Source organism: Dyadobacter ginsengisoli DSM 21015 (assembly GCF_059568735.1).
This window is the reverse complement of the sequence record NZ_JCANTY010000010.1, coordinates 107917-120451: the sequence shown is the minus strand read 5'-3', so window position 1 is coordinate 120451 and position 12535 is coordinate 107917. Positions and strand designations below refer to the sequence as shown.

Below are 12535 nucleotides of genomic sequence, written 5' to 3'. Positions count from 1 at the left end.
GACCTATTTAGAAATGACCGAATCACCTAATCTGGTTGCGTTCACACCCGAACGACTTGAGACAGTAAAAGAAATCATCGCACGTTATCCGGAGGGCCGCCAAAAATCGGCTCTTTTGCCTGTTTTGCACGTGGCCCAGGAACAATGGGGCTGGCTGAGCAGCGAGGTAATGGATTACGTGGCGGGTATATTAAGCATAGAACCTGTGGAGGTTTATGAGGTTGCGACCTTTTATACCATGTACCACCTCGACCCGGTTGGCAAACACGTGATCGAATATTGCCGTACAGGCCCTTGCTGCCTCATGGGCGGTGAAGATGTGTACGGGCATTTGAAGAAAAAGCTGGGCATCGAAGCCGGTGAAACAACTACCGACGGTCTTTTTACATTAAAAGAAGTAGAATGCCTCGCAGCATGCGGCTGGGGACCTGTTTTCCAGATCCGCGAGCAGTTCTATATGAACCTGACCAACGAGAAGGTCGACCAAATCATAGAAGATTTAAGTAAATAAGCTTTCAGGAGCTGAAAATATTATCCTCAAATGGCTAGAAAAATTTTAACGGAGCATATTAATGTCCCCGGTATCGAAACCTTCGATGTTTATCGCAAACAAGGAGGCTATACTGCCGTTGAAAAGGCTATCAAAACCATGACCCCGGAAGAGGTTGTGGAAGAAGCGAAAAAATCAGGCGTGCGTGGTCGTGGTGGTGCTGGTTTCCCGATGGGAATGAAATGGGGCTTCCTGGCCAAGCCCGAAGGCGTTCCCCGTTACCTCGTTTGCAATGCCGACGAATCGGAGCCGGGCACATTCAAAGACCATCATCTGATGAAATGCATCCCTCACCTTCTGATCGAGGGTATGATCATTTCCAGCTTCGCTTTGGGTGCCAACAAATCGTTCATTTACGTCCGCGGTGAGCTGATGTACGTGATCCGCATTCTGGAAAAAGCCATTGCAGAGGCGAAAGCACAAGGTTTTTTAGGTAAAAATATCCTCGGCTCGGGCTATGACCTTGAACTGGTGGTACAGCCAGGCGGCGGCGCTTACATTTGTGGCGAAGAAACTGCATTGCTGGAATCTCTGGAAGGAAAAAGAGGTAACCCAAGAAACAAGCCGCCATTCCCTGCGGTAAAAGGTCTTTACCAAAGCCCTACCGTGGTAAACAACGTGGAGTCGATCTCCAATATGCCCTGGATCATCAATAACGGAGGTGACGCCTATGCAACCATCGGAATTGGAAGAAGTACCGGTACGAAGCTGATCTCTGCATCAGGCCATATTCAGAAACCCGGCGTTTACGAAATCGAGCTGGGCGTAAGTGTGGACGAATTTTTGAATTCGGATGAATATTGTGGCGGTGTCCGTAAAGGTCACCATTTGAAAGCATTGGTTGCCGGCGGGTCGTCAGTACCCATTCTTCCCGCCAACCTCATTACGAAAACAGCTGCGGGTGAAGATCGTCTGATGACCTACGAGTCGCTTTCGGATGGCGGTTTCGCAACGGGTACCATGCTCGGTTCAGGCGGGTTTATCGTTTTTGATGAAACAGCATGTATCGTTCGCAACACCTGGAACTTCTCGCGCTTTTACCACCACGAATCCTGCGGCCAATGCAGTCCATGTCGCGAAGGAACAGGCTGGATGGAGAAAGTCCTCCACCGCATCGAGCACGGCCACGGCAGCATGCACGACATCGACTTGCTCGTAGATATTTCAAAGAAAATAGAAGGTAACACCATTTGTCCGCTCGGCGACGCCGCAGCCTGGCCCGTAGCCAGCGCGATCCGCCATTTCCGCGACGAATTTGTGTGGCATATCACCAACCCGCAGGAAGCATCGCAACCGGGCGCGGTTTACATGGGTGAAATGGCCCTGGTGTAATAGATCTCAGAACATTGTACAGGATTGGACATGGAAGAAGTTAAACCCCAATTGTTGAAAATTACATTCGATGGCATCGAGGTCGAAGTGGAACCCGGGACTACCATCATGCAAGCGGCGCGCAAAATCGCCGAAGCGGATGATAGCCAGGGACATCTCGTTCCTCCGGCCATGTGTTATTATAAACCGCTTCCGGTTTCCGGGGGCAAATGCCGTGCTTGCCTCGTAAAAGTATCCGCGGGTTCCGCCAAAGATCCTCGCCCGATGCCGAAACTCGTTCCATCCTGTATCACACAGGTTCAGGATGGTATGGTAGTTGAAAACACGACCAATCCGGCGGTACTCGACACCCGCAAGAGCATTGTTGAATTCCTGCTGATCAATCACCCGCTCGACTGCCCTATTTGCGACCAGGCCGGTGAATGTCATTTGCAGGATTTCGCATTTGAGCACGGTTCTGTCAAAACACGCTACGAGGAAGAAAGAAGGACGTTCGACAAGATCGATATCGGCCCGCACGTGCAGCTGCACATGACGCGCTGCATTCTTTGCTACCGTTGTGTCTATACTGCCGATCAGATCACCAACCAACGCGTCCATGGCGTAATGAACCGCGGAGATGCTTCGGAAATCAGCACCTACATTGAAAAAGCGATTGACAACGATTTCTCAGGAAACGTGATCGACGTTTGCCCGGTTGGCGCATTGACCGACAAAACTTTCCGCTTCAAAAACCGCGTATGGTTCTCCAAACCGGAAGACGCGCACCGTAATTGCGACAAATGCTGTGGCAAAGTGACACTATGGTACCGCGGCGACGAGGTGATCCGCGTTACAGCACGCAAGAATACCTGGGGCGAAGTGAACGACTTCATTTGCAATACCTGCCGTTTTGATAAAAAACAAACCAGCGACTGGGTATTGGAAGGCCCTACCAAAGTGAAACGCAGCTCGGTGATCTCTGCCAACAAATACCGCAAAGATCTGGTTACCAAGCCCGATTTCGCATTGAAACTGGCTGCGACTCAGTTCAAAAATATCGACGATTCGCGTCCGTATGTGACCGACGAAGAAACGATTCGCCACCAGAGCATCGAGAATAACGATAAGGCCAACCACCGTTCATTGGCGGCCAACAATAATTAAGACAATCAGTCAAAGCAGCCGGATAAAATTGCTTTCAAATGGATTTAGTAGAATTTTTGGTTAAGACCTCCACCATCGTAGTCGTTTTCGGCCTTACCCTGGTGATCGCCATGTACTCCACATGGGCCGAGCGTAAGGTAGCAGGCTTCATTCAGGACCGCAGCGGGCCTAACCGCGCCGGTTGGGGCGGGCTTTTGCAACCGATGGCGGATGCGGGTAAAATGTTTTTTAAAGAAGATTTTATCCCTGCATTAGCTAACAAATGGCTCTTTATCGCCGGACCGAGTTTGGCTATGCTTACAGCCTTGCTCGCAAGCGCAGTAATCCCGTTCGGCAGCACATTCCGCATTGCGGGCCATGAAGTGGCATTGCAGGGTGTGGAATCTAACATCGGTATCCTGTACGTTTTTGGCGTTGTTGCATTGGGCGTTTACGGAATTATGGTCGGTGGATGGGCTTCCAACAACAAGTTCTCGCTTCTCGGAGCGATCCGCGCGGCTTCTCAGAACATTAGTTACGAGGTAGCAATGGGCCTTTCGCTCATCGCCATCCTGATGATGAGCAGCTCACTTTCACTGGGCGAAATCGTAGCTCAACAGCACGGTATGAACTGGAATATCTTCTACCAGCCGCTGGGTTTCATCATTTTCATTACCTGCTCATTCGCGGAATGTAATCGTGTACCTTTCGACCTTCCCGAGTGTGAAACAGAGCTTGTAGGGGGTTATCACACCGAATATGGCAGTATGAAGCTCGGTTTCTACCTGTTCGCTGAGTATATCAACATGTTCATTTCCTCAGCGATCATTTCCGTGCTGTATTTCGGCGGTTATAACTATCCGGGAATGGATTTCGTATATGCGCAACTGGTTAAAGCATTGGGTACCGAAACAGGCCACAACGTAGCAACATTGATCGGAACGGCTGTTTTCTTCGGAAAAGCACTGTTCTTTGTGTTCTTCTACATGTGGGTACGCTGGACGATCCCGCGTTTCCGCTATGATCAGTTGATGAACCTCGGCTGGAAAAAGCTGATCCCTCTTGCTATTTTTAACATTATAATCACTGGTGCAGCTGTGCTTTTCTTGAAGCCTGTGATCACCGCGTGGTTGAATTAATTCCAAAATCGTATTGCCATGCAATTGACAAATCGCTCAAAGCAAGTAAGCAATAAAGAAATGACGCTGGCGGAGCGCGCCTACCTGCCGGCTATTGCAACCGGTCTGGCGATTACGATCAAGCACTTTTTCGCCAAAAAAGTAACGATCCAATACCCGGAAGTGAAACGGTACCTCGGGCCTGTTTTCCGGGGAAGACATATCCTGAAAAGAGATGCGGATGGCCGCGAACGATGCACCGCCTGCGGATTGTGCGCAGTAGCTTGCCCTGCCGAAGCGATTTCCATGGTCGCTGCCGAACGTGTAAAAGGCGAAGAAACCCTTTACCGTGAAGAAAAATATGCGGCAGTTTACGAAGTGAATATGCTGCGCTGTATTTTCTGCGGCCTTTGCGAGGAAGCCTGCCCGAAACAGGCGGTCTACCTGCGCCACGACGAGTTCGTTCCGGTATTTACCGAGCGCGACCAGGTGATCTGGGGCAAAGACCTGCTCGTGGAAGATATGAACAACCGCTATACCCGCGAAGCCTGGACCAAGGAAGAAGCGCGTGCGCTGGATGCCAAAAGAGCCAGTGGTGAGGTCACCAACGTTGTTCCGAGAGCTATTCCCTGAGTGGTAAACCAAGACTGTCAGCAGTTACTAACATTATGAATTCAGCAGTATCCTTTTTTTACTTCCTATCATTCCTGACCATCCTGAGTGCCGTGATGGTCGTGGTATCGCGTAACCCCATTCACAGCGTCCTGTACCTGATCCTGACGTTCTTTACGCTTTCAGGACATTATATCCTGCTGAATGCGCAATTCCTGGCGGCCGTGAACATTATCGTGTACGCGGGGGCGATTATGGTACTTTTCCTTTTTGTGATCATGTTCTTAAATATGAAGCAGGACCATGAGGAGGCCAAGACCAATTTGACCAAGATAGCCGCCACCATTGTAGGCGGAACTGTATTTGTGATCCTCTTTGGGGCTTATCGCAAAACTGCTATCGCACCATTCGATCCACAGACCTACGATTCACAAATAGGGATGATTGAAAGCCTGGGGCATATGCTTTTCCGTGATTATCTGCTGCCTTTTGAGCTGGCGTCTATCCTCCTGCTCGTGGCAATGGTAGGAGCTGTAATGCTGGGTAAAAGAGAGATCGGCGAACGCCACTTCTAAGTAGACCCAGCCTTTAAAAGCTGGGCTATTGCTCAACAAAAAAGAGATGCTCGTTGGAGCATCTCTTTTTTGTTATTATCGCGCCATCGATCAAGCCTGCTCCACTTCTGAATAGGCCTCAACCGGAATACATGAGCAGATCAGGTTACGATCTCCGTAGGCACTGTCCACGCGGCTTACGGTTGGCCAGAACTTGTTGAACCGCAGATACGGAAGCGGGAATGCAGCCTTTTCACGGCTATACGACCGGTTCCATCCCTCGCTCAAAAGAACCCGCGACGTATGCGGGGCATTTTTAAGTACGTTGTCCGAGCGATCAGCAGTTCCTTCCTCTACTTCACGCACCTCATTCCGTATCGCAATCATCGCATCACAAAAACGGTCCAGCTCAGCTTTGGACTCCGATTCTGTCGGTTCGATCATCAATGTCCCTGCAACAGGGAACGAAAGGGTCGGTGCGTGGAATCCGTAATCCATCAGGCGTTTCGCTAAGTCTTCAGCCTCCACACCGGCCGCTTTAAACGAACGACAGTCGAGAATCATTTCATGCGCACAACGGCCATTTGTACCAGTATAAAGCACTTCATAGTGCCCGCTTAGGCGCTCCTTAATATAATTGGCATTCAGGATTGCATATTTAGTTGCATTGGTAAGCCCATCACCGCCCATCATCGCAATGTATGCATAAGAGATCGTCAGGATACTTGCGCTGCCGTAAGGTGCGGCCGATACAGCCCCGGCTTGTCCCGCAGGCAGATATTCCGGCCGCGTACTGAAATTTACATGTCCTGGCAGAAATGGCATGAGGTGCTCGGCTACACCGATAGGACCTACCCCCGGGCCTCCGCCGCCGTGAGGAATACAGAATGTCTTATGTAAATTCAAATGACAAACGTCGGCACCGATACTGGCGGGACTTGTCAAACCTACCTGCGCATTCATATTTGCGCCATCCATATACACCTGACCTCCGAATGAATGAATCATCGAACAGATCTCAATAATGCTTTCTTCGTACACTCCGTGTGTCGACGGATAGGTTACCATCAAACAGGACAGTTCGTTCGCATATTGTTCCGCCTTCGCACGCAAATCCTCCACGTCGATGTTACCGCGCTCATCGCATTTAGTAACCACCACTTTCATACCGGCCATTACAGCCGATGCAGGGTTGGTGCCATGTGCCGATGAAGGGATCAATGCCACATTACGGTGTGCTTCACCGCGGCTCTCGTGGTATGCGCGAATCGCCATCAGGCCCGCGTATTCGCCTTGCGCACCCGAATTGGGTTGGAACGACATCGCAGCAAATCCCGTGATCTCACAAAGCCAGGTATTGAGCTCGCTTACGAGCTGGGCGTAACCTCCAACCTGGTTCGTAGGTGCAAATGGGTGCACGCCACCAAATTCAGGCCAGGTCAATGGAATCATCTCAGCGGTTGCGTTCAACTTCATCGTACAGCTTCCCAACGAGATCATGGAATGAACCAGCGAAAGGTCTTTATTTTCCAATGACTTCAGGTACCGCAGCATTTCATGCTCGGTGTGGTGCGTATTGAAAACCGGGTGGGTCAGGTAATCAGAGTGTCTGATCAGGTTCTCCGGAATGAAAAACTCCAATTCTTCATCGATCACCATTTCACCCTGGAAGCCCGACACTTCTGCAAATACGTTCAGCAATGCGATTACATCATCAAATGTCTTCGCTTCGTCGAAGGAAATAGAAATACTTTCCTCGCCATTATACCTCAAATTGATTCCCCATTTTACAGCCTGTTCACGTAGCTTTCTGGTTAATGGAGTCCGGATTGTTACGGTATCAAAATAATTTTCTGTAACGACATCGAAGTTGAATTTGCGGACGGTATCCACAAAAAGACGGGTGAGCCCGTGGACGCGTGAAGCAATGCCTTTGATGCCTTCCGGTCCATGGTACACCGAATATGCTCCCGCAATCACGGCCAACAGTACCTGCGCGGTACAAATATTGGATGTCGCTTTTTCACGACGGATATGCTGCTCGCGGGTTTGCAGCGCCATTCTCAACGCGCGGTTTCCTTCCCCATCTACCGAAACTCCGATGATACGTCCCGGAATTTGCCGTTTGAATGCGTCCCTGGTTGCAAAGTACGCGGCATGTGGGCCTCCGTAACCCATCGGCACCCCGAAACGTTGTGACGAACCGACAACCACGTCCGCTCCCATTTCACCTGGTGATTTCAACAATGTCAAGGCAAGCAGGTCCGCGGCTACGGCGACGGTAATGCCGAGTTCATGCGCAGCAGCGATAAAGTCTGTATAATCGATCACCTCTCCGTCGGTCGCCGGGTATTGTACCAGTGCGCCGTATATGTCCTCATTGGTCAGATCCACCGTGGCATGGTTACCTACGACCACCTCGATCCCGATTGGTTTCGCACGGGTGTAGATCAGGTCAATCGTTTGGGGATGACAAAGTTCTGAAACAAAGAATGTATTAGCCTTTTTCCTGGCTCCTGTGCTTGCACTGTGCAGCATGGTCATAGCCTCAGCCGCCGCAGTAGCCTCATCCAGCAGCGATGCGTTCGCGATCTCCATTCCGGTCAGATCAGTGACAACAGTCTGGAAATTCAACAGCATTTCCAACCTGCCTTGTGCGATCTCAGCCTGATAAGGCGTATAAGCCGTATACCATGCGGGGTTTTCCAGAATATTCCGAAGAATCACATTAGGCGTGACGGTATCGTAATAGCCTGTACCGATATACGATTTCAAAACCGCATTCTTGGATGCGATCTTTCTGATGTATTGTAAAAATTCCTGCTCCGACTTAGCCCTAGGCAAATTCAGTGGCTTTTGTAAACGAATGGCGGAAGGCAGGGTCTGATCGATCAGCTCATCCACTGATCCGACTCCGATGGTGTTCAGGATTTCCTGCAATTCCTGTTCATCTTTACCGTGGTGACGGTTTTCAAACTTGTCCTGGTTTCGAAGATTAACTTTCATTCAAGTTAGGCTGGGAATGCCGCTATTAGGTGATTTTAAAATACAAAAGTAAGCAAATCCAACCAAATCTCTCAGAGATTGATGGCTATGCTTACTCTTGATTATGTACAAAATGTAACGGCGGGAAGTTCCTAGTGGTTAGGGCAGCCGCAATCCGTTTTCCGTTTGAATATACCGAGGAATTTCTTAGACCTTGGCTTCTTATAGCCCTTGTACTTCTTCTTTTTGCCAAACAGTTCTGTTTTGGTCGAAGCAGATTTGGCGGAAACAGTTTCTACACCTGAAATACCGCAGATCAGTGCCAGTACCAGAAGCCAGGGAGTGATTTTCTTCATGATTTTCATGCAATGGATCATCAAAGGTTAAATATGCAACGAATACATATTGTTTTAGGTATGCATTGCGGCAACCTTACGCAATTTTCAGAAAATTTCAGGTTTTTACCAATTCAAGGATCGTAATTTCGGGCAGAATACCTACACGGCCGGGATAACCCAGGTAGCCAAATCCCCGATTGACATACAAATACTGATTGTCTTCTTCATACAGCCCGGCCCATTGCTTGTAGCGGTATTGTACCGGACTCCATTTCAACTTACCAATCTCAACACCGAATTGCATCCCATGTGTATGTCCGGCCAGCGCCAGATCGATATCCTTATACTGCGGCAGAACCTGTGCCTCCCAATGGCTGGGGTCATGAGAAAGCAATATTTTCACCGGGTAGTTGTCCGTGTGCTGATATGCTTTTTCAAGATTCCCGTATTTGGCAAAGTTCCCGGCTCCCCAGTTTTGGATACCGATCAAACCGATCGATTCCCCGTCCACAGTAATTGGCCGGTTTTCATCAAGCATCAATTTCCAACCTAGTAATTCATGCGCCTTTTTCAGATCTGCCAGGTTATTGGTTTTGGCATTCACATCCGCCCACTGGAAATAATCACCGTAGTCGTGGTTCCCGAGAACAGAATGCACTCCCAGCGGAGCTTTAACCTTATCGAAAATGTTGATATAATCTCTTACCTCCATTGCCCGGTCGTTAACCAGGTCTCCCGTGAAGAAAGCTATATCGGGCTTTTCCTTCATCAGCATCTCGACACCGCCTTTCACCGCCGTTTTATTGAAAAAACTACCTGAATGGATATCTGAAAGCTGCGCAATCTTCATCCCGTGAAATTGTCTGGGCAGGTTTTTCAAAGGCACCTTCACACGGCGAATCCGGTAATCGTGCGCACCCGACAAAATTCCATAGGCAAATGTACCCATCAAACCGGCGCCTGCCACCACAGCTGTCGTAGCCAGGAATTGTGACCGGGGGATGGTTGGTTCACCCGTTTCCGGCGAAAGGGCAGCGGCGGACGGTACAAAAAAACTAACGATCCATTGAAAGAATCTCCTGACATCGTCAACCAGCAATATCAACACCGCCAACAGTTTCGATAAATAGGGAATCGCGATAAACGCAACGACAAAAGTCCGCGTCGAGCTTTTAAAATAATCGGGCGGAAGTAGTTGCATCGCAATATACGCCCCGAGCGTGATGAGGGTGAGCGCCCAGTAGGCTCCCCCAATCCAGCGTTGGGTCAACGGGCCCAGATTTCGGATAGCCAACCGGAGGCCTTGCCAGACATACCAGTCGATGGCAAAAAGAATGAAAGTTAGTATGATAAAAAAGAAGGTTCTGTTCATTTCAAATGATAGTTGTCATATCAACGACAAACATTTGTAATTGTTTTCACGTTCAGAGCCGTTACTGAATTCACGATGAATGTACAGCAAAGGGCGAAAGTAAACTTCGAAGGTTAATTTCGACAGCTAAATGGTTTTTGGTAATTTTACATTATATACCATATCAGTTATGCCAAAATTTGATTTCAAACGGTTTCATATCCGTTCCATGAACGCGGGTTCAGAGCAGGAAAGAGCTGAGATCAATCAGGAGTTGAAAGATCTGTACGCTTCGCTACCCGATGACGAAAAGAAAATTTTCAATGAGGAATTACAGCATTTCCTTACAAAGGAAGTAGCCCGGATCAAATCCGATTACGAATCCATCAACGGGTTAAACCAACCCAACTGATCTTTCGCGTAGACTCAGTTCAAACGGGGATCAATGGGATAGTGAGCGATAGATCTGTATTCGCCGCCCATATTGCGCAAAATTTCCCGCCAGAAGTTCCCAGGGGGTGTCGAAAACAGAAAATCGGAAGTAGTACTGGAGATAATCCACGAATCCTGTTTGATCTCGTCATCCAACTGTCCGCCGCTCCATCCTGAATAGCCAATGAAGAACATGACATCCTCCTGTTTCAGCGTGTTCAGGTTTAAAAGTGTTTTGACACTATTGAAATCTCCTCCCCAGTAAACATCCTTCATGATTTCCGTCCCGCCATTGACCAGGTCGGGGCGACGGTGGATGAAATGCAGCGTGTTCTTTTCCACAGGCCCGCCCAGATGTAATGTGATATCCTGGTAGATCGTCTCCTCCAATACATCTCCCAGAAAAAGGTCGGTAGTCTGATTCAGTACGAAGCCGAAACTGCCCTGTTCATTATGCTCGCACATGAGGATCACTCCCCTTTCAAAATTAGGATCTCCCAGAAATGGCTTTGCAATAAGCAAGGTCCCTTTTGAAACGTTGGCGGCTGACGGCATAACCTGACAGTTTGTTAATTCAAAAACGAAATATATTTATTTTTCGCACTGAAAAGCTGATATTGCCCAAAAATATAATAAAAATAAGATTATGGCATTGATAAAATCTGTTCGTGGTCATCATCCAATCTTGGACGAGAGTTGCTGGTTTGCCGAAAATGCTACCATCGTGGGCGATGTGATTATGGGAGAAAATTGTACTGTGTGGTTCAATGCCGTGATCAGAGGAGATGTTAACAGCATTCGTATCGGTCATCACTCCAACGTCCAGGACGGAGCGGTGATCCATTGCACTTACCAGCGTTTTGCCACGACCGTCGGGAACTACGTGTCGATCGCGCACAACGCGATCGTGCACGGTTGTACGATTGAAGACCATGTGCTCATCGGAATGGGAGCTATTGTGATGGATGGCGCTGTGATAGGAGAAGGTGCTATCGTTGCCGCAGGGGCCATCGTTACGCAGGGGACGAAGGTCCCCCCTGGAACGATATATGCCGGAAACCCTGCCAAATATCTGAAAGACGTTTCACCCGAACTCAATGCCGCCATCGACCGGACCGCAAATAATTACCTGATCTATTCGGGCTGGTTTAAGGAAGAGGATGGTTTGAAATAGTGGTCCTCCTGCCCCGAAACTCCCGGAGGGATCAGAATAACTGCCTCCGGCACCCGGTTTTCGAATAAGGACTTTCGTTTGCGTTTCACGGAACGATACATGATGAAATAAGTACCAATGCCTACCAATGGTCCTGTAACCGGCTTTGAAAGCTGAAAAGCGAAAGACAATTTCCCTAACGCGAATCCGCATACAAATGAAGGTAGCATACTTCTTCTTATTAGTTTGACCTTGTCGATATTGACGACGTCCTCAAACAATACAAAACCACCGCTACCAGGGATAAAAGGGTTAACGCGAAGCATTATGCCGTCGTGGCGAATAGTTGTCACCTCTCCAAACACAAACTCTTCCTGCCCAAATGTATTTCGTTGAATGCATTGTAAAAACTGGCCTTTTTTGACTTTGGTTGTTTCCTTTGTCTTAACCGACTGTATGAGGAAATACGGCTTTTGCGCCAAGGCTACCGAAAAAATCGATAGCAAAAATATGTAGGCACAAACCAGGTAGCGGGTCTCTGGATTTCTCATTTTCGACGTGGATATTGTATACATACCGTAACACTATGTGAAACTACCTCACAAAGCAAACGAATTACTTGCCTGATGCTGTTGCGGAAAGTGCAGGATAACTTGCGGTTTCCGCACATAATTGGGCGGAAAGGGCGTGAACTATTTGGCAATTTCAAAAAGCCGCTAAATTTGCCAAGTCACTCAGAACGAAGCACACTATGATCGATTTCGGAAGTAATTTCAGAAAATTGAGGGAATGGGCCTTCCTCTCCCAGGAAGCGCTGGGAGTTAGTTTGAATGTGTCTGCTTCGGTCGTTAACAGGATCGAAAACAACAAACGGAAGTTGGATATCGAGATTCTGCAAAAGCTGGCCGTAACCTTACAGCTCGATATCTCGCTTGTAGTGGCGGTATTGTTTAAGGGAAAGTCCGCATTGCCAACCCCGGCCTAA

Annotated in this window: 14 protein-coding genes; 9 read left to right on the top strand and 5 right to left on the bottom strand. The window is 48.7% G+C overall.

All coding sequences use genetic code 11. The features are described from left to right. Positions 1 to 13: 13 nt before the first annotated feature. The 6 genes from nuoE to BP71_RS31415 are packed head-to-tail and all read left to right on the top strand — an operon-like array spanning position 14 to position 5312. Entirely contained in the window at positions 14 to 511 is a 498-nt protein-coding gene (gene nuoE, locus BP71_RS31440; protein WP_496385592.1) for an NADH-quinone oxidoreductase subunit NuoE, read from the top strand. A gap of 30 nt (positions 512 to 541) precedes the next feature. Then, positions 542 to 1882, top strand: a complete 1341-nt coding sequence (gene nuoF / locus BP71_RS31435) for an NADH-quinone oxidoreductase subunit NuoF (protein WP_496385591.1) — start codon at positions 542 to 544, stop codon at positions 1880 to 1882. 30 nt (positions 1883 to 1912) lie between these two features. After that, positions 1913 to 3028, top strand: a complete 1116-nt coding sequence (locus BP71_RS31430; protein ID WP_496385590.1) for an NADH-quinone oxidoreductase subunit G — start codon at positions 1913 to 1915, stop codon at positions 3026 to 3028. Positions 3029 to 3066: 38 nt separating this feature from the next. Continuing rightward, complete coding sequence (gene nuoH / locus BP71_RS31425; RefSeq protein ID WP_496385589.1) at positions 3067 to 4146, top strand: NADH-quinone oxidoreductase subunit NuoH; 1080 nt, start codon at positions 3067 to 3069, stop codon at positions 4144 to 4146. Positions 4147 to 4164: 18 nt separating this feature from the next. Next, positions 4165 to 4758 (top strand): NuoI/complex I 23 kDa subunit family protein, encoded by a 594-nt coding sequence (locus BP71_RS31420; RefSeq protein WP_496385588.1) that lies wholly within the window; start codon positions 4165 to 4167, stop codon positions 4756 to 4758. 35 nt (positions 4759 to 4793) lie between these two features. Then, a complete protein-coding gene (locus tag BP71_RS31415) occupies positions 4794 to 5312 on the top strand; it encodes an NADH-quinone oxidoreductase subunit J family protein (protein ID WP_496385586.1) in 519 nt (172 codons plus the stop codon). Between the two features lie 90 nt (positions 5313 to 5402). On the opposite strand, the gene gcvP is transcribed toward BP71_RS31415, so the two are convergent. The 3 genes from gcvP to BP71_RS31400 form a co-directional block, all read right to left on the bottom strand. After that, entirely contained in the window at positions 5403 to 8297 is a 2895-nt protein-coding gene (gene gcvP, locus BP71_RS31410; protein ID WP_496385585.1) for an aminomethyl-transferring glycine dehydrogenase, read from the bottom strand. 131 nt (positions 8298 to 8428) lie between these two features. After that, positions 8429 to 8632, bottom strand: coding sequence for a hypothetical protein (locus BP71_RS31405; protein ID WP_496385584.1), 204 nt, complete (start codon positions 8630 to 8632; stop codon positions 8429 to 8431). A gap of 97 nt (positions 8633 to 8729) precedes the next feature. Continuing rightward, positions 8730 to 9986 (bottom strand): metallophosphoesterase, encoded by a 1257-nt coding sequence (locus BP71_RS31400; protein WP_496385583.1) that lies wholly within the window; start codon positions 9984 to 9986, stop codon positions 8730 to 8732. Between the two features lie 169 nt (positions 9987 to 10155). Between BP71_RS31400 and BP71_RS31395 the strand changes: the two genes are divergently transcribed. Further along, entirely contained in the window at positions 10156 to 10377 is a 222-nt protein-coding gene (locus tag BP71_RS31395; protein ID WP_496385582.1) for a hypothetical protein, read from the top strand. Positions 10378 to 10391: 14 nt separating this feature from the next. Here the strand turns inward: BP71_RS31395 and BP71_RS31390 are convergent, their stop codons facing one another. Next, entirely contained in the window at positions 10392 to 10952 is a 561-nt protein-coding gene (locus BP71_RS31390) for a YqgE/AlgH family protein (RefSeq protein WP_295934658.1), read from the bottom strand. A gap of 91 nt (positions 10953 to 11043) precedes the next feature. On the opposite strand from BP71_RS31390, the gene BP71_RS31385 reads away from it, so the two are divergent. Then, positions 11044 to 11571 carry a gamma carbonic anhydrase family protein gene (locus BP71_RS31385; RefSeq protein ID WP_496385581.1) on the top strand — a complete coding sequence of 176 codons (528 nt, stop codon included), beginning with the start codon at positions 11044 to 11046 and terminating at the stop codon, positions 11569 to 11571. On the opposite strand, the gene BP71_RS31380 is transcribed toward BP71_RS31385, so the two are convergent. After that, the gene (locus BP71_RS31380; RefSeq protein ID WP_496385580.1) at positions 11532 to 12101 is read right to left on the bottom strand and encodes a hypothetical protein; all 570 of its coding nucleotides are present in this window, start codon (positions 12099 to 12101) and stop codon (positions 11532 to 11534) included. The genes BP71_RS31385 and BP71_RS31380 overlap by 40 nt on opposite strands. A gap of 200 nt (positions 12102 to 12301) precedes the next feature. Between BP71_RS31380 and BP71_RS31375 the strand changes: the two genes are divergently transcribed. Then, the gene (locus tag BP71_RS31375) at positions 12302 to 12535 is read left to right on the top strand and encodes a helix-turn-helix domain-containing protein (protein ID WP_496385579.1); all 234 of its coding nucleotides are present in this window, start codon (positions 12302 to 12304) and stop codon (positions 12533 to 12535) included.